Annotated in this window: 23 protein-coding genes; 15 read left to right on the forward strand and 8 right to left on the reverse strand. The window is 52.8% G+C overall.

The features are described from left to right. The first annotated feature begins 24 nt into the window (after positions 1-24). Complete coding sequence (cobO, locus tag V6U78_RS10525) at positions 25-630, forward strand: cob(I)yrinic acid a,c-diamide adenosyltransferase (RefSeq protein ID WP_405340344.1); 606 nt, start codon at positions 25-27, stop codon at positions 628-630. Continuing rightward, a complete protein-coding gene (locus tag V6U78_RS10530; RefSeq protein ID WP_405340346.1) occupies positions 630-980 on the forward strand; it encodes a DUF6164 family protein in 351 nt (116 codons plus the stop codon). The genes cobO and V6U78_RS10530 overlap by 1 nt, the downstream gene beginning before the upstream one ends. Positions 981-1,088: 108 nt before the next feature. On the opposite strand, the gene xthA is transcribed toward V6U78_RS10530, so the two are convergent. Both xthA and V6U78_RS10540 read right to left on the reverse strand, forming a co-directional pair. Then, positions 1,089-1,916, reverse strand: a complete 828-nt coding sequence (xthA, locus tag V6U78_RS10535; RefSeq protein WP_405340350.1) for an exodeoxyribonuclease III — start codon at positions 1,914-1,916, stop codon at positions 1,089-1,091. 115 nt (positions 1,917-2,031) lie between these two features. After that, the gene (locus V6U78_RS10540; RefSeq protein ID WP_405340353.1) at positions 2,032-3,942 is read right to left on the reverse strand and encodes a methyl-accepting chemotaxis protein; all 1,911 of its coding nucleotides are present in this window, start codon (positions 3,940-3,942) and stop codon (positions 2,032-2,034) included. A 233-nt stretch (positions 3,943-4,175) separates the two neighbouring features. On the opposite strand from V6U78_RS10540, the gene V6U78_RS10545 reads away from it, so the two are divergent. The 4 genes from V6U78_RS10545 (at position 4,176) to dcd (ending at position 9,894) form a co-directional block, all read left to right on the forward strand. Beyond that, positions 4,176-5,144, forward strand: coding sequence for a cytochrome-c peroxidase (locus tag V6U78_RS10545; protein WP_405340356.1), 969 nt, complete (start codon positions 4,176-4,178; stop codon positions 5,142-5,144). Next, positions 5,141-7,993, forward strand: a complete 2,853-nt coding sequence (locus V6U78_RS10550; RefSeq protein ID WP_405340358.1) for an EAL domain-containing protein — start codon at positions 5,141-5,143, stop codon at positions 7,991-7,993. Before V6U78_RS10545 ends, V6U78_RS10550 begins: the two co-directional genes overlap by 4 nt. A gap of 75 nt (positions 7,994-8,068) precedes the next feature. After that, a complete protein-coding gene (alaC, locus tag V6U78_RS10555) occupies positions 8,069-9,301 on the forward strand; it encodes an alanine transaminase (RefSeq protein WP_405340361.1) in 1,233 nt (410 codons plus the stop codon). A gap of 26 nt (positions 9,302-9,327) precedes the next feature. Further along, positions 9,328-9,894: a dCTP deaminase gene (gene dcd, locus V6U78_RS10560; RefSeq protein ID WP_405340364.1), complete on the forward strand. Its 567-nt coding sequence runs from the start codon at positions 9,328-9,330 to the stop codon at positions 9,892-9,894. A 101-nt stretch (positions 9,895-9,995) separates the two neighbouring features. Here the strand turns inward: dcd and mqo are convergent, their stop codons facing one another. From mqo to V6U78_RS10575, 3 genes are all read right to left on the reverse strand, one after another. Next, on the reverse strand, positions 9,996-11,477 hold the full coding sequence (gene mqo, locus V6U78_RS10565; RefSeq protein WP_405340367.1) for a malate dehydrogenase (quinone): 1,482 nt from the start codon (positions 11,475-11,477) through the stop codon (positions 9,996-9,998). Between the two features lie 400 nt (positions 11,478-11,877). After that, complete coding sequence (locus V6U78_RS10570) at positions 11,878-12,831, reverse strand: ribose-phosphate diphosphokinase (protein ID WP_405340370.1); 954 nt, start codon at positions 12,829-12,831, stop codon at positions 11,878-11,880. 88 nt (positions 12,832-12,919) lie between these two features. Next, positions 12,920-14,098, reverse strand: a complete 1,179-nt coding sequence (locus tag V6U78_RS10575; RefSeq protein ID WP_405340373.1) for an EAL domain-containing protein — start codon at positions 14,096-14,098, stop codon at positions 12,920-12,922. A gap of 395 nt (positions 14,099-14,493) precedes the next feature. Here V6U78_RS10575 and V6U78_RS10580 point away from each other — a divergent pair, with 395 nt between their 5' ends. From V6U78_RS10580 to V6U78_RS10595, 4 genes are all read left to right on the forward strand, one after another. Beyond that, entirely contained in the window at positions 14,494-15,207 is a 714-nt protein-coding gene (locus V6U78_RS10580) for a YebC/PmpR family DNA-binding transcriptional regulator (RefSeq protein WP_405340376.1), read from the forward strand. Between the two features lie 110 nt (positions 15,208-15,317). Further along, on the forward strand, positions 15,318-16,172 hold the full coding sequence (gene purU / locus V6U78_RS10585; RefSeq protein ID WP_405340560.1) for a formyltetrahydrofolate deformylase: 855 nt from the start codon (positions 15,318-15,320) through the stop codon (positions 16,170-16,172). After that, on the forward strand, positions 16,172-16,531 hold the full coding sequence (locus tag V6U78_RS10590; protein WP_405340379.1) for a CidA/LrgA family protein: 360 nt from the start codon (positions 16,172-16,174) through the stop codon (positions 16,529-16,531). The genes purU and V6U78_RS10590 overlap by 1 nt, the downstream gene beginning before the upstream one ends. Then, positions 16,524-17,333 (forward strand): LrgB family protein, encoded by an 810-nt coding sequence (locus tag V6U78_RS10595; protein ID WP_405340382.1) that lies wholly within the window; start codon positions 16,524-16,526, stop codon positions 17,331-17,333. Before V6U78_RS10590 ends, V6U78_RS10595 begins: the two co-directional genes overlap by 8 nt. Positions 17,334-17,414: 81 nt before the next feature. On the opposite strand, the gene V6U78_RS10600 is transcribed toward V6U78_RS10595, so the two are convergent. From V6U78_RS10600 to ubiG, 3 genes are read right to left on the reverse strand one after another with little or no spacing between them, the layout of a single operon-like run. After that, positions 17,415-18,122, reverse strand: a complete 708-nt coding sequence (locus V6U78_RS10600) for an HAD family hydrolase (RefSeq protein ID WP_405340385.1) — start codon at positions 18,120-18,122, stop codon at positions 17,415-17,417. 17 nt (positions 18,123-18,139) lie between these two features. Further along, positions 18,140-18,859 (reverse strand): META domain-containing protein, encoded by a 720-nt coding sequence (locus V6U78_RS10605; RefSeq protein WP_405340388.1) that lies wholly within the window; start codon positions 18,857-18,859, stop codon positions 18,140-18,142. Positions 18,860-18,862: 3 nt separating this feature from the next. Continuing rightward, on the reverse strand, positions 18,863-19,588 hold the full coding sequence (gene ubiG / locus V6U78_RS10610; RefSeq protein WP_405340391.1) for a bifunctional 2-polyprenyl-6-hydroxyphenol methylase/3-demethylubiquinol 3-O-methyltransferase UbiG: 726 nt from the start codon (positions 19,586-19,588) through the stop codon (positions 18,863-18,865). A gap of 463 nt (positions 19,589-20,051) precedes the next feature. Between ubiG and V6U78_RS10615 the strand changes: the two genes are divergently transcribed. The 5 genes from V6U78_RS10615 to rpsA all read left to right on the forward strand — a co-directional run bounded on the left by V6U78_RS10615 (position 20,052) and on the right by rpsA (position 25,148). Next, a complete protein-coding gene (locus tag V6U78_RS10615) occupies positions 20,052-20,894 on the forward strand; it encodes a hypothetical protein (protein WP_405340394.1) in 843 nt (280 codons plus the stop codon). 34 nt (positions 20,895-20,928) lie between these two features. Then, a complete protein-coding gene (locus tag V6U78_RS10620) occupies positions 20,929-21,876 on the forward strand; it encodes a calcium/sodium antiporter (protein ID WP_405340397.1) in 948 nt (315 codons plus the stop codon). A gap of 211 nt (positions 21,877-22,087) precedes the next feature. Next, entirely contained in the window at positions 22,088-22,501 is a 414-nt protein-coding gene (locus V6U78_RS10625; protein ID WP_405340400.1) for an acyl-CoA thioesterase, read from the forward strand. A gap of 81 nt (positions 22,502-22,582) precedes the next feature. After that, entirely contained in the window at positions 22,583-23,263 is a 681-nt protein-coding gene (gene cmk, locus V6U78_RS10630; RefSeq protein WP_405340403.1) for a (d)CMP kinase, read from the forward strand. A gap of 214 nt (positions 23,264-23,477) precedes the next feature. Next, positions 23,478-25,148 carry a 30S ribosomal protein S1 gene (gene rpsA / locus V6U78_RS10635; protein ID WP_405340406.1) on the forward strand — a complete coding sequence of 557 codons (1,671 nt, stop codon included), beginning with the start codon at positions 23,478-23,480 and terminating at the stop codon, positions 25,146-25,148. Positions 25,149-25,227 lie beyond the last annotated feature (79 nt).

Here is a 25,227-nt window from a genome sequence, read left to right on the forward strand (position 1 = left end):
ATTCGTGAGTCCGATGAGGCCAGTATGTCTGAACAAGAGAAACAACAGCGTCACCAGCAGCGTATGCAGCGTCATAAAGCCGTTGTCGATGAGAAGATTGAACAAGCGCAGCAAGAACGAGGTGTGCTGGTTGTCCATACAGGAAACGGAAAGGGCAAAAGCACAGCGGCCTTTGGTATGGCGGCACGCGCGCTTGGACACGGTATGCGCGTGGGGATCGTGCAGTTTATTAAAGGCAGTTTTAGCACCGGAGAAGAGGCTTTTTTTCGGCGTTTTGATGAAGTGAGCTACCACGTGATGGGGCAAGGCTACACTTGGGAAACCCAGAATCTGGAGCAGGATATTGCCACAGCCGGCCGAGGCTGGGCGCAGGCCAAGGCTTTTTTAGAAGATCCAAGCTATGATCTGGTGGTGCTAGATGAGCTGAACATCGCCTTGAAGTATCAGTATATCGCCATGGACGAGGTGCTCTCTGCGCTGGCCGCCCGACCAGCCATGCAGCATGTGGTGATCACAGGTCGTGGTGCGCGCGCTGAGTTGATTGAAGTCGCTGATACCGTTTCCGAACATCGTGAGATCAAGCATGCGTTCCATGCGGGTGTGATCGCGCAGAAGGGAGTCGAGCTTTAATGGCGCGGCGTTTTTTTCGTCTCAGTGGTGTGCCCGATGATGAGGCGCAGGAAGTGCGCGCTCTGCTAGAAGACGCGCAGATCGAGTATTTTGAGACCACCGCAGGCTTTTTGCATCTGAGCGTGCCGGCTATCTGGCTCGTGCAGGATGAAGATCTCGAACGGGCGATCCACTTGCTGCAAGCCTATCAGCAACAACGCCAGCAACAGGCTCAGCAAGACACCTCGCCTCGCCTGAGTTTCTGGCAGCGCGCTGCTTTTGAGCCTCTGCGTACTGCTGGAATCCTGCTGGCCGTTATGGCCGTGGCGCTGCTCGGTTTGTTGCCGATGCTGCTGCTTTTTTGGCGCTAGCCTCTTGGAGTGGGGCGCTTTTGGGGATGCTGTCTCTGAAAAAGACTGGGGCCTTCTGCTCAGAGAGAAGGCCCGCAGTTTTGAGAGGATGACTCAGCATGTTATGGCTTAGCGAGCGCCTGAAAAATCAAACTCACTCCAGACTGGGGCGTGATCCGAGGGCTTTTCCATCCCGCGCAATACATAATCAATGCTGGATGCGGTGCAGTAGGGTGCCAGACCGCGACTGGCGAGCAGCAGATCGATACGCAGGCCGCGCTTGGGATCATCTTCAAAGCCTTTACTGCGATAATCAAACCAGCTGTAGAGACTGGTGTCTTCTGGATGGTGCAGGCGATAGGTATCGATCAGTCCCCAGTCGAGCAAGCGCTGCATCCACTCTCTTTCTTCTGGCTGGAAGCTGGTTTTGCCAGTTTTGAGCCAGCGAACGCGGTTGGCCTCGCCGATGCCGATATCCAGATCGGTGGTGGAAATATTAAAGTCGCCGACCACCAGTACCCGTTGATTGGCATCAAACTCTTTTTCGAGCCAGGTTTGCAGATCGGCATAAAAGCGCCGTTTGGCCGGAAACTTCACTTCATGCTTAATGCTCTCGCCCTGCGGGAAGTAGCCATTGATCAGTGTTAAAGGCTGACCATCTGCGCAGGTAAAGTCGGCGGTGATCAGGCGTTTTTGTGCTGTTTCATCATCTGTGGGGAAGCCTTTGCGGACATTCAGCGCTGGTTGGCGCGAGAGCAACGCGACACCATAGTGGGTTTTCTGCCCATGATAATGGACTTCATAGCCGAGGGCTTCGACTGCGGCCACAGGGAAGTCGGGATCATTCACCTTGGTTTCTTGCAGGGCGATGATATCAGGCTGCTGTTGCTCGATCAGCGCTTCCAGTTGATGCAAGCGCGCGCGAATACTGTTGATGTTGAAACTCACCACTTTCATTGTTGGGGGAGAACTCCGTCGGCTGGGCTTTCTGAGCCATTCAAGAAGTCAGTGGGGCGCACGAGTCCGCCACCACTGAATAAGCCCAGCATTATTCCATGTTCACTCAGGCGGCTCAAACCTTAAAGCGCCCAACGCGATTTTGCAGATCACTGGCCAGCTGGGCGAGCTCGTCACTGGCCTGAGCGATATGCTGCGAGCCTGTTGAGAGCTGGTCAACGCTGGTGCTGATCCGCGAAAGCGTTTGGTTGACATCGTCTGCCACTGCAGACTGCTGCTCAGTGGCACTGGCAATCTGAAGGTTCATATCACTGATGGTGGTGATGGCCTGACTGATGGTCGCCAGTTGGTTTGAAGCTTGTTGAGCCCATTCCACTACCTCGTGGGCTTTTTGGTAGCCGCTTTGTGTGGCGCTTGACGCTTGGCGGGCAGCCTGCTGGAGCTTTTCGATCATCTGCTGAATTTCTTCAGTTGATTGCTGGCTGCGATTGGCCAATGCACGGACTTCATCCGCGACGACGGCAAAGCCGCGACCATGCTCACCGGCACGTGCCGCTTCTATGGCTGCATTGAGTGCTAAAAGGTTGGTCTGCTCGGCAATACCGCGAATCACATCCAAAATGCTGCCAATGGATTCCGTATCTTCTTGCAGCTTTTGGATGACCTGAGTGGCCATTTGTACTTCCTCAGCCAGTGAAGTGACCTCTTGGGCGGTTTTGCTGACGACCTCGGCACCTTTTTGGGTGGAGCGATTCGACTCTTCTGCCGCCTGCGCTGCTTGAGCGGCATTTCCGGCAACCTGCATGACGGTGGCGGCCATCTCGGTCATAGCCGCGGCCACCTGATCGGTTTCTTGTTGTTGCTGCTGTACTTGCTGATTGGCTTCGCGACTGGATGCGGCCAGCTCTTCTGAAGCGGCACTCAGCTGATTGCCGGCATCTGCGACCTGTTTGACCAGACTGTGAATCCCATCGACAAAGTGATTAAAGCTGCGCGCTAGATCACCAAACTCATCCTGTCGATCTTCATCCAGCCTTTGTGTCAGATCACCATCTCCTTGTGCGATCTGCTCTAGCGCGAGGCGGGTTGCGTTGACGGGTTGTACCACCATCTTGGCCACCAGCAGCACGATACCCAGCAGTACCAGCAGGATAAACGCAAAGCCACCCAGTAACGAAAGCCGCAGCTGATTGGCTGTTTCCATAACCAACTGTTGCGGCAGCGCCACAGCCAATGACCAGCCACGGGTTGATGCTACAGGGTGATAGGCCACCAGATAATCCCGTTGATTGTGTAGTCTAAGCTGTGCCACGCCTGAATCACCACGCACCATCTGCTGGCTGACTTCAACATAGCGGGGGTTATCCGCCTGCAGTGCATTGCGGCTCATCCGCCAATCTGCTTGGGGATGCGCCAGATAAACACCTTGAGAGTCGATCAGCCAGGCCTGGGCTTGATCTTGTGAAACTTGATCCACTATCCGTGTTAATTGATCCAGCGTGACGGTGGCGGCCAGAATACCGATCACCTGCTGATTGCTGTCTTTGACGGCATGGACAAGGAGCGTGATGGGGTTGCCGCTGGTGCCTGAGCGAGTGGGGTTGGCAATCACCGCTTCACGGCTGCGCTGCACAACAATTTCCTGGAAGTAGGCGCGGTCACCACGCTGGCGTCGATCCAGATTGTGGTAATAAGCCTCGCCCTGTGCATCAACATAAAACATGACCTCAAAACTATTGGGCTGGGCCATAAAGTGCTGTAGCAGCGCAGAGATGGCTTCTGGATCCCCTGAGCTGAAGGTGTCTGTTTGTGTCAGTGAGCGCACAACGGCCATCTGCGAGTCGAGCCAACTGCTGACCAGATCGGCATTGTTCTGTGCTGACTCACGCATGCTGGCTTCAGTCAGTTTAACCACGCGCTGGCTGACCTGCTCGGTCAGTAAAAAGGCAGCAAAAACCAAGCAGAGGGTCAGGGGGGCGCCAAACAGCAGGACAAGCTTTGGGGTCATTTTCAGTCGATTCAGCATAGCAAGCTTCCTTTGTACAGCAAACAGAGCGGATCCATGAGAATATCGCATTCACCTGGAGTGTGTGGTCAACGCTAACGCGCTGATTGAATTTTTAGCAACAAGCCGCCAAGCAGTGTGCCGTTTTTTGCGTCATGCTTGTCGCTCTTGTGTGACAGTCGATAATCAAGTGTAGTTAAGTTTTATTGATCTGCATCTTTGACAGCCGCTGTTTTATTCTTTAGAAAGGCGCGATGAATCGATTCCTGCTACCTCGTCTGCTGTTGCTGAGTGGTTTTTTGCTCTGCTTCAGCCTTGTTGCCGCCCATCCGTTACTGGCTCCGGTACCGCCGCCCCCCGCGATTGATCCGGCTGTGTATCAGCTGGGGCGGGCGCTGTTTCATGATCCGCGCTTGTCAGCGAATCAGCAGGTCAGCTGCGCTAGCTGCCATGATTTAAGCTCGCACGGTGCGGATGCCTTGCCTCTTTCTGTTGGCGTGGATGGTGCGCAGGGGCAGATTCGCGCTTTAACGGTTTACAACGCCAGCTTAAACCCGATGCAGTTCTGGGATGGTCGTGTGCGCACGTTGGAAGAGCAGGTGGATGGCCCCTTGCATGACGTGCTGGAAATGGCGAGTAGTTGGCCAGAGGTGTTGTCGCGTCTGGCAGAAGATCGTCAGTTGGTCGCCGCTTTTGAAGCCGCCTATGCCGAAGGGATGACGCCGCAGACGCTACGTTCAGCCTTGGCCGATTTTCAGCGTACTTTGGTGACGCTGAATTCGCCTTTTGACCTGTGGCTGGCTGGTGAGACGAGCGCAATGGATGCACAGCAGCAGCGCGGCTATCGTTATTTTATCGATTATGGCTGTGTCAGCTGTCACCAGGGTGCTAACTTGGGTGGCAATATGGTGGCGCGGATGGGATCTTTACACAATTATATGGAGTTGAAGGGCGCTGCACTCAATCATGCGGATTTGGGACGTTATCGCTTGACAGGACGCGATGATGATCGCTATGTGTTCCGCGTACCTGGCCTCAGATCGGCCGCCTTGCAAAGCTATTTCTTTCATGATGCCAGTGCCTCAAGTCTGGAAGAGGCGATTGATATGATGGCGCATTATCAGCTCGGTCGTCATTTGCCTGATGAGCACCGCCGTGCCATCGCCGCTTTTTTAACCGCGCTGGTGGGTGAGCATCCTGAACGCCAGGTAGAGCAACCATGAGGCGTCACTGGATCTGGCTGATCCCCCTTCTTTTTCTCGCTGGTTTGCTGCTGATTGCCTTGCTTTTTCAGCAAAATCGCAGTGTGTATCAGCAACAATATCAATTTGCGGTACAGCTATTTAATCAGCTGCGTGAGCTGGATGCAGTCAGTGATCGTGAGATAGTCCAGATCGCCCATGCGCGTGGGCGCAACTATGATCATCTGGCCCAGGCGCGCCAGCAGATTTATCTGGCGCAGCAGGCGCTAGAACAGTGGGCTGAACTGGATGATCCTGTGACCCAAACCCTGCTGAGTAGCTATTTTACCTTGCAGGAGCACAAGGAAGCGCTGGTGCTGGATATTCAGCACTATGCTGCTTTGAGTCGCAATGGCTTGCTGTATTTACCGCAGCTCAATGCAGAGCTCTCCGCACAGGGTGTGATCGGTGAGGCCCAGCGTTATCAACTGCTGAGTGCTTTATACCGTTTTCATCTTTTTGGTGACCTAGCCAGCCTGCATGAAGTCCAGCGTCATCTGGCTGATTTGCAGGCCTTGCCGGTGACCTCGGCCGCCTTGGCTGATTTTAAGCATCATGCCGAACGCAATCTGAGCCATCTGGCACGACTGAGTCAGGATGTGCAGGCGTATTTGTTGATCGAAAGCCGCCCAGTCTTGGATGCTCTAGAGCAACAAAAACAGATCTATTATGCCGAGCGGGTAGCGCTTTTAGAGCGGCGTGCACGCATTATGGTCGGTCTTACTTTGCTCTTGGTGCTGGGCTTAGCCTTGGCTGGCTATCGTTGGCAATTGAGCAGTCAGCAATCGCGTTTAGCCCGTCAGCGCCTAGAAACAGCGGTCAGTGGTTTATCCGAGGCCTTTGCTCTTTTTGATGGCCAAGGTCGTTTGGTCTTGTGTAATCAAGCTTGGCAGCGTACCTATCCGTGGATGAATGAGCAGGAAAGACGCGACTGGTCGCGCTGCTATGCCAGCTTGCAACGCTACTTAAAAGCCAGTGGCTGCCGCGCTTATCTCAAGCCACAAGAAGTCCACCAGTTTTTAGAAGAAACCTATGATGGCCGTTGGTTGCAGGCCAGTGATAGCGGCACACCAGAAGGTGGACGTGTTTGTGTGCGTACAGATATCAGCGGTATACAGCAGAGCCGTCAGGAACTGCGCACTGTGGCGGCGGTGTTTGAGAACTGCAACGAAGCCATTATGGTTGTTGATGCCGCTGTGCGGATTACCTTGGTCAATCCAGCCTTTGAGCGGATTACTGGCTATGCCGCAGCAGAGGTGCTTGGGCAGAACCCTCATCTACTGGCCTCAGGTCGTCATGATCGTGCTTTTTATCGTCAGCTTTGGCTGGCGTTACTGGAGGATGGCCAGTGGAGCGGTGAGATTTGGAATCGGCGGCGTAACGGCGAAATCTATCCGCAGCATCTTTCGATCACGACTTTGCGCAATGCGGCGGATCAGGTGCATGAGTATGTGGCTGTCTTTACGGATATTACCCAGCATAAAAAGCACGAAGAGCAGATCAAGCGCCAGGCCTACTATGATGCCTTGACCCAGCTGCCGAACCGTATTCTGCTGATTGATCGCCTTGAACAAGCCTTGGCACAACCTCAGCGGCATCGCTTGCTGGCCTTGTGTTTTATCGATCTGGATCGCTTTAAAAATGTCAATGATACCCTTGGGCATGAGGCTGGCGATCAACTGCTGGTTCAGGTGGCTGCGCGCTTTACTGCCTGCTTGCCCGCTTCAGCAACCTTGGCACGCTTTGGTGGTGATGAGTATGTGGTGTTGTTGCCAGAGCTGCATTCAGCGCAGGAAGCAACCTTGATCGCTGAGCAGATGATTGCCTGTGCCAGCGAGCCTTTTGTCCTCGCTGAACGAGATATCCAGATAGGGTGTAGCATCGGGATTGCGCTCTATCCTAATGATGCGCAAGATGCCGATAGCCTGATGCGCAATGCTGATTTGGCGATGTATCAAGCCAAGCAGGCTGGCCGCAATTGCTTGCGCTTTTTTACCCAGCGTTTGCAGCGTGAAGCCGACTATCTGATGCAACTTGAGCAGGACTTGCGTCTAGCATTGGCCGCAGGGCAGTTCTCTGTGCATTATCAGCCGCAGATCTCCAGTCATACAGGTCGAGTCGAGGGCGTTGAAGCTCTGTTGCGCTGGCAGCATCCACAGCGCGGTTGGATCTCACCGGTTGACTTTATCGGCTTGGCAGAAGATACGGGCTTAATTGGTGAGCTGGGCTGGTGGGTGCTGGAGCAGAGTGTGCGTGATTTGGCGCGTTGGAGGCAGCAAGGCCATGCCTTGCGTTTGGCGGTCAATGTTTCTGGACGGCAGAAGCAGTTGGGTTTGCAGGCTGCATCTGTGTTAGCACTCTTGGCGCGTCATGGGCTAGAAGCCAGTGATCTGGTGATTGAGATTACAGAAAGCCTACTGATGGAGCGAGATGATGATACTCAAGCCTGGCTGGAAGCCTTCACAACACAAGGGATACGTCTGGCGATTGATGATTTTGGTACTGGCTACTCTTCCTTGAGCTATTTAAAACGCTTCCCGATCAGTGTGTTGAAAATCGATCGTGAGTTTATTCGTGATCTGGGTGAGGCAGGGGAGGCCCAGAGTCTAGTGGAGGCGATAGTGGCACTGGGTCGCAGTCTGGGATTGAAGCTGGTGGCCGAAGGTGTAGAAACCGCCACGCAGCTCAGCCGTGTTCAAGCGCTGGGTTGTGATCAGGTGCAAGGCTATTATTATGCTCGACCACTACCAGCCGATGAACTGCTGTTTTGGATGACCAGACATCAGCAGGACATCCAAGCGGGGCTATACAGTCCAGACGAAAAAGATTAAGCTCGCTCCACTGGTCTTGATGGATCAGCGTCGCTAGGAAGGGTCCTGGCGCTCACGTTTATTTTGAGGTGTTTTATGTCATCTTCTTCTGGTGTGCAGAGTGCACGCCGTTTTACGCGTATTGATCGTCTGCCTCCCTATGTTTTTAACATTACAGCTGAGCTCAAGCTCGCCGCGCGCCGCCGTGGCGAGGATATTATTGATTTCAGCATGGGCAACCCAGATGGCGCTACGCCGCCCCATATTGTTGAAAAACTCTGTACCGTAGCCCAGCGGGGCGATACACATGGCTATTCCACCTCGCGTGGGATTCCCCGCCTGCGTCGTGCGATTGCCAACTGGTATCAGCAGCGTTATCAGGTCGATATCGACCCAGAGCAGGAGGCCATCGTCACCATTGGCTCCAAAGAAGGCCTCGCGCATCTGATGCTGGCGACCTTGGATCAAGGCGATATGGTGTTGGTGCCCAACCCCAGTTATCCGATCCATATCTATGGTGCGGTCATTGCTGGAGCGCAGGTGCGCTCTGTGCCCTTGATTCCAGGTGTGGATTTTTTTGCTGAGCTGGAAAAAGCCATCCGCGAGAGTATTCCCAAGCCCAAAATGATGATCCTGGGCTTCCCCTCGAACCCAACAGCCCAGTGTGTTGAGCTGGATTTCTTTGAGCGAGTGGTGGCGCTGGCGCGTCAGCATCAGATTCTGGTGGTGCATGATCTGGCTTATGCCGATATCGTTTTTGATGGCTGGCAGGCACCGTCGATTATGCAGGTTGAAGGCGCAAAAGAAGTGGCAGTCGAGTTCTTTACCCTCTCGAAAAGCTACAATATGGCGGGTTGGCGGATTGGCTTTATGGTCGGTAATCCCGAGCTGGTGCAGGCCCTGGCGCGGATCAAAAGCTACCATGATTACGGCACCTTCACGCCCTTGCAAGTAGCAGCGATTGCCGCCTTAGAAGGTGATCAGAGCTGTGTCGCCGAGATACGCGATGAATACTGCCAGCGGCGCAATACGCTGGTCAAAGGGCTGCATGAGGCAGGCTGGATGGTTGATAAGCCCAAGGCCTCAATGTATATCTGGGCCAAAATCCCTGAGCCTTATCAGCATCTGGGTTCTCTGGAGTTTGCCAAGAAGCTGCTGGCTGAAGCCAAGGTGTGTGTCTCGCCAGGCATCGGCTTTGGCGACTATGGTGATGGCTATGTCCGCTTTGCCTTGATCGAAAACCAGGATCGCATCCGTCAGGCCGTCAGAGGAATCAAAGCCATGCTGCGTCAGGATGGCTTCTTGAATCAACATACGACACGTTTATAACAAGCAAGACGCTTAGGAACCAACACATGAGCATTAAATCCGATCACTGGATTCGCCAGATGGCACAAGAGAAGGGCATGATCGAGCCTTTTGAAGCTGGTCAGGTACGGACACACCAAGAGCAGAAGATTATTTCTTACGGCACATCCAGCTATGGCTATGATGTGCGCTGTGCCGATGAATTCAAGGTGTTCACCAATATCAACTCCAGTATTGTTGATCCCAAAAACTTTGATGATAAGAGCTTTGTTGAGGTGCGCGGAGACCGCTGCATTATTCCACCTAACTCTTTTGCGCTGGCGCGGACAGTCGAGTATTTCCGTATACCGCGCGATGTACTGGTGGTCTGTCTGGGCAAAAGCACCTATGCCCGCTGTGGCATTATTGTGAATGTCACGCCGCTGGAACCTGAGTGGGAAGGCCATGTGACGTTGGAGTTCTCCAATACGACGCCCTTGCCCGCGGTGATCTACGCTAATGAAGGCGTCGCTCAGATGCTGTTCTTTGGTGGTGATCAGGTGTGTGATGTGTCCTATAAGGATCGTGGTGGCAAGTACCAAGGCCAGAGAGGCGTGACCTTACCGCGCACTTAACTTGGCCTGCTGCTGACGTTGTCAAAAAGTCACGCATCAAAAAGCCCTCGCTGATCGCTCAGTGAGGGCTTTTTAGTTTTGACGCAGAGCGCAGGTGATGGTTAACCCAGCTGCAGTGTTTTCAGCGTGCGTGTGCGCACTTGGCGCAGCAAATCGGGATCCTTGGCCAGATCCTTTTGATAGGAAGTGATCATGGTACGGATTTTACTCGCCCCTTCTTCGCTGTTGATCAAATCAGGGAAGGCACGTTCAATCACCTGAAGCATGGCTTGTACAGCTGTGGACGCACCGGGTGAGGCCCCTAAAAGCGCGGCGACACTGCGATCTTCTGCTACCAGCACCTCAGTACCAAACTCCAGCTTGCCGCCGCCCTTGGGATCACGCTTGATGATCTGAACACGCTGCCCTGCGATAGACAATTCCCAGTCTTCGTTCTTGGCTTCAGGGAAATACTGACGCAGTGCGTTCACGCGATCGTTATGCGACTGGCGTGATTCACTGATCAAGTAACGGGTCAGATCCATATTCTTCATGCCAACCGACATCAGCGGGAGTAGATTGCTGCTGCTGACCGAGCAGAAGAGATCAAGGAAAGATCCCTGCTTAAGAAACTTGGTGGTAAAGCCAGCAAAAGGCCCGAAAAGGAGGGCTTTCTTGCCGTTAATAATGCGCGTGTCCAGGTGAGGAACGGACATGGGAGGCGCACCCAAGGGTGGCTTGCCGTAAACCTTGGCATGGTGTTGCTCGATCAGCTCAGGGTTTTTACAGATGAGCCACTGGCCACTGACTGGGAAACCACCGTAACCCAAACCTTCTTTGATACCCGTTTTTTGTAGCAGAGGCAGGGCAGCGCCACCAGCACCAATAAAGATGAACTTCGCTAGCAGTTGACCTTGGGTGCCTTGCTGACGATTTTTGTATTTCACCAGCCACTGGCCATCAGCTTGACGTTCAAATTGTTCCACTTGAGTGCTGAGCAGGAGATCGAAGTCAGGCTGCTGTTGTAAATTCTGGACCAGAGCGCGGCTCAATGCACCAAAGTTAACATCCGAGCCATAAGCGACCCGTGTTGCCGCAATCGGCTCGCCTGCTGGGCGAGAGCGCATAATCAGTGGCATCCACTGGTTAATCTGCTCTGGATCTTCGCTGTATTCCATATCCTCAAATAAAGGCATCTGGCTCAGCGTGGCATAGCGCTTGCGTAAAAAGCCGACATTCTTCTCACCCCAGACAAAGCTGCAATGGGGCGAGGTATTGATGAATTGCTGTGGCTCGGGTAGGGCGCCCTGCTCGACCAGATAAGACCAGAACTCCAAGCTTTGCTCGAAGGCGGTATTGATTTTGATCGCCTTGGTCGTATCGATTTCACCTTGGGGTGTTTCAGGGGTGTAGTTTAACTCGCAGTAAGCAGCATGACCTGTACCAGCATTATTGAGAGCATCAGTGCTTTCCTGAGCCACCTGATCAAGGCGTTCCACCATCGTTATACTCAGGGATGGATTGAGCTGCTTGAGTAGCATGCCAAGGGTTGAGCTCATGGCTCCGGCACCTACCAGCAATACATCCACATTCTTTGCTGTCATCTTGGTTTTACCCTATCCAGTTTATTATGGAGGCGATTATAGGGAGGCAGAGGTCACAATCAATGCACCTATAGTGGAATAGTGACAAGCCTGTGACTTGGGTATCAGAAATGGTTATAGGTCAATAGAAAACAAGAATAGAGCTTTGTTGCGCTGCCGTAAAGAGCCGCGAGGGCTGCAGAGCGCCTTGTGCCATACTGGGGTTTGAATTGATCTGGATCAGTCTATCAAACAGAGGTGTCAGGGCTGTATCGAGACGAAAAAAAACAACTCAGCGATGAAAAAAGCCTAGGGAGCCTCTGATGCGGCCCCCGTGGTGCAGGGGGCGAGTTGAGCATTATGCTGCTTGTGTGCTTTGAGGGTGAGTTGTGTGTTGTCAATTGAATATAAGGCGGCCTTATCATTTTTCCTGATCACCTGGCTCTAATCTCATGTCTGGGTATAGCCAAGTGCGCAGGCCGCTTGCCAATGCAGGAGCGAGATCAATCTGATTGGTGGGGTGTGGCACCGTGTTGCAGGTCACCAGTTGAGCCGTATGACTGGCTTTCAGTCTTTGCCATGCATTGGCCGCAAAGAGACCATGTGTTGCGATGCACACCGCTGGTGGCATTTTGGCAGCATGAAGATGGCCCAGTGTTTCTAGTAGAGTGTGGCCGCTGGAGATGATGTCATCAATCAGCACTGGGGTGTGATCCGGGTAGCGCTCAACATGCGGGACTGATACACGGACTTCGGTATCGCTCAGGCGGGTTTTTTCTAGCACTTCAAAAGGCGCTTGAGCCAGCTGAGCGACTTCTTCGACCCACTGGCGGCTTTCGCTATCTGGCCCAATAATCAATGGCTGATAGACCTTTCTTTGTATCCAGTTCGCCACACTGGCTGATGAGCGAATCACCAGGCTGGGCAGGCTGTAGATCTCATCGAGTGAGGCATAGCGATGAAGATGCGGATCCACCGTGACAAGAAAATCAAAACTTTGGGAGATCCAGCGTGCAAAATGGCGTGATGTGACGCATTCACCAGCCATAAAGCGCTTATCTTGGCGCATATAACTTAAATAAGGTGCCACTAACGCGATACGCGCTGCGCCCATTTCTCGTAAGAGCTCAGCCAGAAAGAGTAGGGGTAAGAGCTTGGGATTAGGGTTGTGCAGGCTACAGACCAGCAGGCAATCGCGTGCATGTACATCCGTGATACTACGCAGATAGCTCTCTCCATCAGGGAAGAGGCGATAATCGAGTTGCCCAACCTCAGCATGGAGCTGCTCGATTAGATGGGTGGTGAGTTCGGCTGGATCTTGATCTGGTTGTTCAAAGATCAGATCAAGATTAAATAACAAGGGTGCTTTCATCATCGAGCCTCAATGTCCAAGGGAGCGGTTTCTGCTTGTATCTTAGAAGCTTGTTCTTGTGCCTGCCACTGACTGGGCTGCTGGGTTGGACTCAAGGCTCCAAATAAGCAGCGGGCAGATCGGCACAAAGCACCAAAAGCTGGGCTGGCTGACCCACCTGAAGTGCGATGGAGAGGGTGCGATCCAAGCTGGCATCAGGCAGGCCCAGATAAGGCTCTGAAAGTTGAATTTGCCCTGGTTGCTCCAACGCCTTGCGAAAATAGCTTCTTCTGGCCCAGAGTGCGCCAACACTCTTGCTTAATGGGCGATAGATAGGCGCGGTTTTTTTATCTGCTGCGCAGATGTTTTCAACCGTTTGCACCCCTTGCGCATTGAGCAGGTAAACCCGTTCAATGGCCGGGTGATTTTGCAGTGCCAGTGTGGATTGTGCAAAGTCACCTTGTTGCTGTAAGGCTTGCGCGGCTTGCAAAAGATGATTTTTGATTTCTTTTTCTTTGTTCAGCTGAGCAAGGTGGCGCTGCAATTGGCCTTTTAATGCCTGTTGATGCAAACCCTGAATGGAATCCAGTAAACGCCTTTCTTCAAAGGCGCCATCAGCGCTGGGGCGTGCAAAATAGTAGCCTTGTGCCAGGTCAGCTTCACTGTCGAGTGTCAGCAAGGCATCGTCTTCTGTTTCCACCCCCTCAAGCAAGACCAACGCGCCGGTTTCGCGCAAGAGTGCAATGCAACGTGCCAGCCAACGCTGCCGCTTGCTGTTATTGCGTGCATTGACCAGCATAGAGCGATCCAGCTTCACGATATGAGGTTCGAGCTGCCAAATACGATCAAAATTAGAGGCGCCCGTCCCAAAATCATCGATGGCGATTAAATAGCCGGCGGCCTTGTAGTGCTCCACAAAAGCCTTCAGTTGTTGTGGGTCATCAATGGCGTCTTCGAGAATTTCAAGCACCATACGCTCACTGCCCAGACCCTTGCGCTCTAAAAAGCGTTTTAAAAAGGCTGAGCGTTGGTTGTCAGGGTGGATGGTTTCGCTGCGTAGATTTAAAAACAGCCATTGATCTTCGGTGGCGAGTTGGCTAAAGGCGCGAAGATGGTTGGAGATGCAGGCGCGATCAAATTGCTGGATGCGTCCTTCGCAACTGGCACGCTGGAAGGCCTCGATAGGAGAGCAGGCTTGCCCCGCGATGGAGGCTCTTAACAGGGCTTCATAACCCACAACACGCCGATGCGTCAGACTAATAATCGGTTGGAAGTGGCTGTGTATGCGCATAGCGTCCGGGCTACCTTGTCTGGGAAGAAGATGAAGTGGCAGGTGTATGGAACTCATCGTATCCGGGATCAATGTGAATAAAAGAATGAACAATGCTGTTATTGAACGCAAGAAGCGGGCCAGAATGGCCAGTGCTCGGATTTTGCCCCTTCAAAGGGCAAACTCGCCATATTGAGCGCCCAGAAAAAGTGCATCGAGGTGGGTGTGTTGGCTTTTGTGATCTATTTTGGTGCGATATCGGTCAATGAAAGGCTGTGGCGCGACCAAAAGAGGCCAGCTGATCTGGGCTTTGGGCTGCAAGGACAGTTCAAAAGCAGTGAAAGTGTAGTAAACTCGCTGTTTTTGCTTCACATCGATTCCACGTTTTTTAACTCGTAACAAAATAGGATAATCAGATGGGACGTGCCTTCCAGAACCGCAAAGAATCCATGGCAAAAACCGCTGCGGCGAAAACCAAGGTGTATAGCAAATATGGGCGTGAGATCTATGCCTGTGCTAAATCGGGCGGGGCCGACCCGAGTGCGAACCTGACTCTGCGTGGCCTGCTTGAAAAAGCTAAGAAAGATCAGGTTCCAGGGCATGTGATTGAGAAGGCGCTTGAAAAGGCGCAGGGTGCTGGTGGCGAAGACTTTGCTGTCGCGCGCTATGAAGGCTATGGCCCTGGTAATGTGATGGCGATTGTCAGCTGCTTAACAGACAATCCAAATCGGACTTTTGGAGATGTGCGCCAATGCTTCACTAAGGTGAAGTGCAAAATCGGCACGCAAGGCAGTGTGAGCCATCTCTTTGATCACTGTGCTATTTTTGTCTTTCAAGGTGATGAGGAAGCGGTGCTCGAAGTCTTGATGGAAGCTGATGTTGATGTCACTGATATCGAAAATGAAGAGGGCCAGATCACGGTCTTTGCACCTCATACCGATTATGCCAAGGCCCGTCAGGCGCTGGTGGCTGCTTTTGGTGAGCTGGATTTTGCTGTCGATGAAATTCAGTTTGTGCCCCAGGTGATGACACCGGTCAGCGATGAAGATCGTCCCCAGTTAGAGAAGTTTCTCGATCTGCTGCAAGATCTAGATGACGTGCAGAACGTCTACCACAACGCTGAACTCTAACCGAGCGTTAGATCCTTAATCCTATTTGGGTCGGCTTGATGCCGACTCAACTTTTTTTGTTTTTTCTTTTTCCCTCTCTGGGTAAGCAAGTCAATAAGGCGAAGATGGCGATGCATCCAACTTATACATTAACTATTTCCTGTCCTGACCGTGTTGGTATCGTGGCCAAGGTGAGTAACTTTCTGGCCATGTACGGCGGCTGGATTACTGAGGCGAATCACCATTCGGACTTAGAAGTACAGCAGTTTTTTATGCGCCATGAAATTCGTGCCGATTCACTGCCTTTTGGTCTGGATGCTTTTCGCACGGCATTTAGCCCGATTGCCAAAGAATATGACATGCAGTGGCAGATTTCTGACTCGCAAACACGCAAGCGTGTTGTGCTGATGTGCTCTAAAGAAGCCCATTGTATGGTGGATTTATTACACCGTTGGCAAAGTGGTGAGCTGGCCTGTGATATTCCATTGGTGATTTCGAATCATCAGGATTTACAGGATCTGGTTGAATGGCACGGTATTCCTTTTGTTCATGTCCCAGTACGCAAAGATAATAAAGCCGAAGCCTACGCTGAAATTGAGCGGCTGATCGATGAGGCTCAGGCCGATACCGTGGTTTTAGCGCGCTATATGCAAATCATTCCACCGGCGCTTTGCGAGAAGTACGCGCATCAAATCATTAATATTCACCATAGCTTTTTGCCTTCATTTGCAGGAGCGAAACCCTATCATCAGGCCTATGAGCGTGGGGTGAAGCTGATTGGGGCAACCTGTCACTATGTCACCGAGGAGCTGGATGCTGGTCCGATCATTGATCAGGACATCGTGCGCGTGAATCATCGTCAGACTGCAGCGGATATGGTGCGTCTTGGCCGTGATGTTGAGAAGGCCGTGCTGGCGCGTGGTTTGATGTGGCATTTGCAGGATCGCGTGCTGGTGCATGGCAACAAAACGGTGGTATTTAACTAATGTTGCTTGGTTTTGCCTGGCTCCTGTTTTTTCAGCTGGTGGGCGAGCTGCTGGTGCGTTTGGTGGGCCTGCCTGTGCCTGGGCCGGTGCTGGGGATGGCCTTGATGCTGGCCGTGTTGTTGCTGAAACGTCAGGTTCCCAGTGATGTCCGTGCAGCGAGCGAAGGCTTGCTGCGCTACCTGCCGCTCTTGTTTGTCCCTGCGGGTGTGGGCTTGATTAATTTTGGCCGCCTGTTGCAGCAGGATTGGTGGGTGATTGCGGTGACACTGGTGGTGAGCACGGCTTTAACCTTGGTGGTGACGCTATTGGTGTTGCAGTTTTTGCGTCGTCGTTTGAGTAAGGAGACGCCTGATGTCTGATCGCCCTGCACCAGATAGCTCTGTATTGGATAGCACTGTACTGGATAGTACTGTATTGGATGGCTCTGTATTAGATAGCCTCGTCCCTCAGAGCTTTGTTGATTTGTGGGTGTATCTGGCGGCCAGCCCCTTATTGCATTTGCTGCTGACGCTCTTGGCTTTTATGGCGGCGCAGTGGATTAATCGGCGCGCACGCGGTACCCCCTTCTTGCATCCAGTGCTCGTGGCGATTGCGCTGTTGGTCGGCTTTTTGCTGCTCACTGAGACGCCTTATGGCGTCTACTTTGAAGGCGCGCAGTTTATTCATTTTCTGCTGGGGCCAGCCATAGTGGCTTTGGCCGTGCCCCTGTTTGATCACCGTGAGCGGATTCGTCGCGAGTTCGTGCCGCTGATTCTGGCGTGTCTGGCGGGTATCTTGACTGCGGTTCTTTCCACCTATTTTCTGGTGACCTGGCTGGGTGGTGAGCAGGGCACGCTGCTCTCTTTGCTGCCTAAATCTGTGACTTCACCGATCGCGATGGGTATTGCTGAGCAGCTGGGTGGTTTTCCTGCCTTGGCAGCTGGCATCGTGCTGATTACTGGTGCGGTGGGCTGTGTGCTGGGGCCGTTTATTTTTCGTTGGCTGAAAATAGAAGATCAGGCCGTGCAGGGCTTTGCGATGGGTTTAGCCGCGCATGGCTTTGGTACAGCGCAAAGTTTTAGTGTCAGCCAACTGGCTGGTGCTTTTGCCGGCTTGTCGATGGGATTAACGGGCTTATTGAGTGCTTTTTTGATTCCGTTGCTGGTGCGCCTACTGGGCTAATCGCTGAGTGAGCCAGAAAGCACAACGCCCCATGCAGTTCTTGACTGGATGGGGCGTTTTTTAATGCAGGGTTAACCTGCTCTAGCCAAAGGCGAAAGCCAGTTCATCGGCCAGGCGGGGTTGGAGCCAGTGCACCAGTGCTGCTGCTGTTTCAGCAATAAAATCACTCTGCCAGTGCTGAGGGTTTTCATCGCGCGGTATATAGCCAAAGCCTGCTGTCAGGGTGCGCATACCGGCCCTTTTTCCGGCCTCGATATCCCGCTGATGATCCCCGATATACACGCACGCCTCAGGGGCAACCGCCAGTTGGCGTGCGGCAAAAAGCAGCGGGGCTGGATCAGGTTTGCTGACACCGAGGTCTTCGGGGCAGACCACCACCTGCGGGTGGAGTTTGAGCCCGCGTAGCACCAGCTCGGTGTAGAAGCGCGGTTTGTTCGTCACGATGCCCCAAGGCAGGGGTTGGCGCTCTAGTTCGAGTAACAGCTGGTCAAGACCAGGAAAAACCTGACTATATTGTGCTGGCGCTTGGGCATAAAGATCGAGCAGTCTTTGCCTCAGGCGCGGTTGATCTGGGTGGTCAGGGGTTAGGCCAAAGCCCAATTGAATCAAGGCATTGCCGCCGTTGGAAACCTGATCGCGGATCAAGGCATAGGGCAGGGGCGACAGACCTTCTTCTTCACGCAGACGGTTCAAGGCCTGCGCCAGGTCAGGCGCGGTATCAACGAGTGTGCCATCCAGGTCAAATAATATGGCCTGGATGGGCTGACTTCGTGGGGGTTCAGTGTCCAACTTGTTCTCCTTGGTTTTTAGGGGTAGGGCACAAATTCAAGTCGCTCACCAGCGGAATCTAGTAAATGTAGACGCCCCTCACTGTCGAGGTCAAATCCATTCACCTGATTTAAACGCTGATAGAAATCCTGTTCGCGCGTCATGGCTGGCTCAGCACAGGCCATGCGGGTTGAGGCAAGGGGAGGGAAAGTCAGGCTTTCACCGCTGAGATCAAAGCGGCCCGAGAAGCGATTACAGCCACTGAAGCCATAAACCTGCCCTTCGCTGGTGAAGGTGATTTCTAGTGGCTTGCTCTCTTCTTGCGGTTGCTGCCAACGCCCGACGAGCAAGGTCAATGGATCACCGCCACAGCCCTGGAGTTGTGCATCGCCATCTGTGTGCGTTGGCGTGATGCTGACGCTATAGGGGTGTGGCATACCACTCATGCTATCGCGACAGACCTGCTCCCGAATTTGGATGCGCAGCTGTTCGGTCTCGATCTGCTGGGTCAATCCATCACTATTGTGAATAGTCTGTCTCTGCCAAGAAGGGGTATAGCCTTGCGCAAAGTACACCTGTTCCTGCTCGATACGCAGTAGCCAGGGTGGCTCATTGCCGCTGGCCTGAAAGTCAGCAGGCAGGCTCAGTGGCGGCGGCGTGTCGCTTGTGGTCAGAGGGAGGCTGCAACCGCTGATTAGCGTGGCCAGACTGAGGCTGCTGAGTAAGGCAGCCGCTGTACGCAAAGAAAATCGAAACATGATTTAGCCTTTAGTGCAGAACATCAGATAGTTCACATCCACATCGCGTGGGGTGAGCTTGTACTTTTTGGTCAGGGGGTTATATGTCATGCCCATCAGCTGGTTCACTTCTAACTCAGCCTGGCGCGCCCATTGTCCTAGCTCTGATGGCTTGATGAATTTGGTGTATTCATGCGTGCCTTTGGGCAGTAAGCGCAGCAGATACTCTGCACCAATAATCGCAAATAAATAGGACTTGGGATTGCGGTTCAGTGTCGAGAAAAAAACCTGTCCGCCCGGTTTCACCAAACGAGCACAGGCGGCGATGACGGCAGCAGGATCAGGGACATGTTCAAGCATTTCCATGCAGGTCACAAAATCATAGCTTTCAGGCTCTTCAGCAGCGAGGGCTTCAGCCGTCATCTGACGGTAGTTGACTTCTAAACCTGATTCCAGCTGATGCAAGCGCGCGACAGAAAGCGGTGCTTCACCCATATCGATTCCGGTCATCTGCGCGCCGCGCTGAGCAAGTGCCTCAGTCAATAAGCCGCCACCACAGCCAATATCAACGCCTTTCTTACCTGCCACCTGAGCATGTTCATCAATCCAGTTGGCACGCAGGGGGTTGATGGCATGCAGAGGACGAAACTCACTTTCTGGGTCCCACCAACGTGAAGCCAGGGCTTCAAACTTGGCGATTTCACCGCGATCGACATTCTGATGCTGCTGGGCATGGGTTTGATCTGTCATTGTCTTCTCTCTTGTTCGGTGGTCAGGTATCAATAAAGAACTCGAAGCTCATAAAGCGCTTTGAGGAAGCCTCTGATCAACGCAGCCTAAGCAGGCGCAAGAGTTTATCTGAGGTTTCTTAGGTCATCCGCGGCGCTTAGGTGAAGGCTTGTCTTCATGACCTGCTGCACGGCATTATACATCAGAAGTCGGCCCTTTGTTCCGGCCAGCGGGGAGAAATCAAGGTGCATCAGATCGCTGGTTGGGTGCCTGAGGTCATTTCTCTTATTGTTTTTCTATTGATCTTCCTGCCACAGCAAGCCCAGGCTGCTGTAAAGGAAAAACCTAGGAAGCTCTGATTCGCTTGCGACCTACATGGATGCACGAAGTGCGGTATTCGTCTGGAATGAATGCTGCCCTGCGCTCATGATGTTGATCAGAGGTTTCTTAGGTGTATTGTTGATTAACCGACAGGGAGAGAAGTATGTCGCGTCTACAAAAGTGGGTTCTGCTGGCCATTCTGGTCTTTCCTTTGCTGCTGATTTTGCTGCGTGCTCCCGGGCTTGCCCCTGAGCCTGAGTTGCAGTTGGGTCAGGTCGAGCTATTACGCCAGAATGATCAGGCTGTGCTCGCTGTGGGGGTGGCTGTAGCTCATTTTGCACCTCAGCATGAAAATGGCTATCTCTGGCATTACCGACTGGAGCTCTTCGATCAAGCACAGTCCTTGGCGACACTAGAAGGCATTAAAACTCTCGAATGGGTTGATCAAGAAGCCTTGGTGCTTTTTTTGGCGCTCGATCATCAGCTTCTGCCATTAGAACAGGTGCAGGGTGGGCTTGAATATCGCTTGCAACTTGAGCTGCTCGATGCAGAAGAGCGGGTGCGGGCGCAGGTTGAGCAGCAGGACACTCTGCGCGTACCGCAGCTGCTTCAGCAACTCGATGCCCAAGTGAGCTGGCGCTGGGTTGATCTTCATCATGTGGCGCTGGATTTGGCGTTAACACTCATCAATCCGAATACTTTTGGCGTGCTGCTCGATCCTGTCAGAGTGGAGTGGCAAGATTCGCAGGGCCAGTGGTTGCCCTTGCAGCAGATCACAGCGCAAGGTGACTGGCTTTTAGCGGCACAAGAGCAGCAACAGCAGGTGTGGAGTTTTGTACTGCCTATGGAGCTATTAGGCTCAGGCATCATTGAGCGTCTGCACCACTTGCGCGGTATGCCCTATCAGCTAAGATGGCGCGCTGGACTGCACACTGAGGCCTCAGTGCTCGATTTATGGGGTGTTGAAGATCAAGTGCGCGGTGTGTTGGAGCCGGTTCGTCCCTGATCCTCCGGCTCGATAGCCATGTTGAGATAAAACCGTGTTAGAAAATATTTTTTTGGTGATTGCTGGGCTTTATCTGCTGATTGATAGCGCGGATCGTTTTGTGACTGGGGCCTGTGTGACGGCGGAACGCTTTGGTGTGCCGGTGATGGTAATCGGTATGCTGTTGATGGGTTTTGGCACCTCTGCGCCAGAAATGCTGGTTGCTTTCCAGGCTTCAGTAGATCAAAACCCAGGCTTGGCGGTTGGGAATGCGCTGGGTTCGAATATCACCAATATTGCACTGATTCTTGGCTTGACCGCCTTGATGCAACCGATAGTGGTGCAATCACAAACCATGAAGCGTGAACTGCCCATTTTATTGGCCGTGAGTGCTTTGGCGGCGGGCCTTTTGTGGAATCTACAGCTCCAAAGTTGGAAGGGGTGGGTGCTCTTCGCGGCTCTGGCGGGCTTTATTGGCTGGAGCTACTGGTTGGCACGTCAGGGGCGAGATACGCGCTTGGTGGATGAGGTCAGCGACACCCTTGCACCGCTTTCAACACCTGCTGCTTTGGGGCAGCTGTTGATTGGTCTGGTGCTGCTGGTCATCAGCGCGCGCCTGTTTGTCAATGGAGCGATGGGTATTGCGCTCAGTCTGGGTGTCAGTGATCTGGTCATTGGCCTCACATTGGTGGCCGTAGGCACCAGCCTGCCCGAACTGGCCGCCAGCATTGCCGCGGCGCGACGTCAGCAGGCCGATTTAGTGATCGGTAATGTCATTGGCTCAAATATCTTTAATCTGTTGGCCGTCTTGCCTCTGCCCTTCTTGCTGGTGAGCGGTGAGCTGGCGCCGGATTTGATTTGGCGTGACCTGCCATTGATGCTGGCCCTAACCTTGCTGATGCTGGTGTTTGCCTTGGGTCGGCCGGGGCGAATTAATCGCTATGAGGGCGGTTTCCTGCTGTTGGTGTTTGTGGCTTATCAAACTTGGCTTTTTGTCGGTTAGCTTAGGGTTGGCTCGATTCTAGCGCTTGTTTTGGATCGCGCTACCCCTGATGGCGCTACTCTTGATGGTGCTCAATCTGGCTCAGAAAAAACGCCCGTTTTAAAATCCGCGTGAAAGTCTTACACTCCTGACTCGATGTGGCGTGATGTCGCTGCGGTGGTTCGCCATCGCACCCTTCGCGCCCCCTGTCCGCTATTGCAAGGAATCCATCATGCACACCAGTACACTGATTAAAATTCGTGGCTATCATCTCGATCTTTATGGTCATGTTAATAATGCACGCTATCTGGAGTTTCTCGAAGAAGCCCGCTGGGAGTTTCTCGAAAAACAGGCAGATCTAGCGCAGTTTATGAGTTCGGGCTTGGGCTTGGCGGTGGTGAATATCAATATCAACTACCGCCGTGGTGCTTATATGAATGAGCTGATTGATATTCAGACTTCGCTCAGCCGTATTGGCGGGAAGAGTGCAGTGATGAAGCAGGTCATCTACCTTCAGGGCACAGATAAGCTGGTCGCTGATGCTGAGATCACCTTTGTGATTACCGATATGAAAACACAAAAGGCTGTCGCGCTCGAAGGTGAGCTGCTGGCTCAGCTGCAAGCTTGGCAAAATCCGCTCGTGTAACCTATTCGCCATCTTTCTAGGTATAATGCCGCCCACTGGTCAGCTGTTGTTGGTCTGACCAATCAATGGATGGGAGAAGTTATGCACGCAAAGGTGATTACCCTGGATGGCCCGGGAGGCGCAGGAAAGGGGACGGTCAGCAGTCGTCTGGCGCATCATTTGTCATGGCATCTGTTAGATTCAGGTGCTCTCTATCGCTTGGTCGGGTTGGCAGCAGAGCATCATGCCGTTGCACTCGATCAGGAAGAGGCTTTGAGTGTTTTAGCCGAGCACTTGGATGTGCAGTTTATTACCGGTGATGACGACCTGGTTCAGGTCGTGCTGGAAGGTGAGAATGTCAGCCATGAAATTCGCACTGAGCGAGTTGGTGGTTTAGCCTCGCAGGTGGCGAGCTTGCCAGCGGTGCGTCAAGCCTTATTGGCACGCCAGCGTGCCTTTGCTGAGGCACCAGGGTTGATTTGTGATGGGCGAGATATGGGAACAGTCGTCTTCCCTGAAGCACCTTTAAAAATCTACCTGACGGCCAGTGCCGATGAACGTGCTCGCCGCCGCCAGCAGCAGTTGCATGAGAAGGGTATAGCTGCTAGTCTATCGGACCTTAAAAAGGACATCATGGAGCGTGATGCGCGTGATATGAATCGCGCCACTGCGCCGCTGAAGCCTGCTGATGATGCACTCATTGTGGATTCAACAGAACTCAGCATCCAAGATGTGATCGACCTGATTCTTGCTGAGGCGAAAAGCCGTGGCTTGATCTCTTAAGCATCCTCCGCTTAAGAAGGCTTCAAGTCGAGTAGTACGGAGGTCCTCGCAGTGGGTGTAGAGTAGGTTGGAATCGCAGCTTCTCAAATGAAAATTCCACCCTGCTTAACCGGCGCTAACATCCCTGCTTGGAAATAATCCAGGCCCGCGTTTGCTGGTGGCGCGGAGGGCGGCCATTGCCGCATTAAAAAGACATTAATTGAGTACAAATTTCATGACTGAATCCTTTGCCGAACTCTTTGAAGAAAGCTTGCAACAAGTCAACATGGAAACTGGTTCCATTATCAAAGCCACTATCGTTGATATCGATGGTGACTGGGTAACGGTCAACGCCGGTTTAAAATCTGAAGGCGTGATTCCACGTAACCAGTTTGATAGCGGCGACGCGCTTGAAGTCGGTGCTGAAATCCTGGTGGCTCTGGAAAGCGTTGAAGATGGTTTTGGTGAGACTCGCTTATCTCGCGAAAAAGCACGTCGTGCTGAATCTTGGATTGAGCTGGAAGCAGCTTTCGAGAAAAACGAAGTCGTCAAAGGGATCATCAACGGCAAGGTCAAAGGCGGTTTCACTGTCGATATCAATACGATTCGCGCCTTCTTGCCTGGCTCTCTGGTGGATGTGCGTCCTGTTCGTGATACTGCACACCTTGAGAACAAAGAACTTGACTTTAAAGTCATCAAGCTCGACGCCAAGCGTAACAACGTCGTTGTTTCTCGCCGCGCTGTACTGGAAGCAGAAAACTCTGCTGAGCGTGACCAGCTGCTGGCTAACCTGGCCGAAGGTCAGGAAGTGAAAGGTATCGTTAAGAACCTGACTGATTACGGTGCCTTCGTTGATCTGGGCGGCGTTGATGGTCTGCTGCACATCACGGATATGGCGTGGAAGCGTATCAAGCATCCTTCTGAAATCGTAGCTGTTGGCGACGAGATCAACGTGAAGGTACTGAAGTTTGATCGTGAGCGTAACCGTGTTTCTCTGGGCCTCAAGCAGCTGGGTGAAGATCCATGGATCCAAATCAAAGCGCGCTACCCAGAGAACTCTATCATCAAGGCACGCATCACCAACCTGACTGACTACGGCTGCTTCGCTGAGCTGGAAGAAGGCGTTGAAGGTCTGGTTCACGTTTCTGAAATGGATTGGACTAACAAGAACGTTAATCCTAAGGCCGTTGTCAACCTGGGCGACGAAGTCGACGTGATGATCCTGGATATCGACGAAGAGCGTCGTCGTATTTCTCTGGGTATCAAGCAGTGCCGTGCGAACCCATGGGAAGAATTCTCAGGTCAGTACAACAAGGGTGACAAGGTTTCTGGTGCGATCAAATCCATCACTGACTTTGGTATCTTCGTTGGTCTGAACGGTGGTATCGATGGTCTGGTTCACCTGTCTGATATTTCTTGGAACGAAGCAGGCGAAGAAGCCGTACGTAAGTTCAAGAAAGGCGAAGAAGTTGAAACCATCATCCTGTCGATCGATCCAGAGCGTGAGCGTATTTCTCTGGGCATCAAGCAGCTTGAAAGCGATCCTTTCAACGAATTCCTGGCGCTGAACGACAAGGGTTCGATCGTGAAGGGTGTCGTGGCTTCTGTTGATGCGAAAGAAGCACTGGTTAACCTGAATGATGAAGTTCAGGCTGTCCTGAAGGCTTCTGAAATCAGTGCTGAGCGTGTAGAAGATGCGCGTAACGCTCTGAAAGAAGGCGACGAAGTTGAAGCTCGTATCGTCAATGTTGATCGCAAGAACCGTGTGATCAGCCTGTCGATCAAAGCAAAAGACAAGGTTGAAACTGAGCATGCTATGGCTGCGCAGCGCGAAACGCAAGTTGAGCAAGCTGGCCCCACCACCATTGGTGACCTGATCAAGCAGCAGATGGAAAACCAGAACTAAGCTGGAACCCAAGCTGACACAAAACCGCCACTTTATGTGGCGGTTTTTTTATGCGTGTCAAAGAGGGGGCTGGAAAGCT

This window comes from Marinospirillum alkalitolerans (genome assembly GCF_045055655.1).
GTDB classification, from domain to species: domain Bacteria; phylum Pseudomonadota; class Gammaproteobacteria; order Pseudomonadales; family Halomonadaceae; genus Marinospirillum; species Marinospirillum alkalitolerans.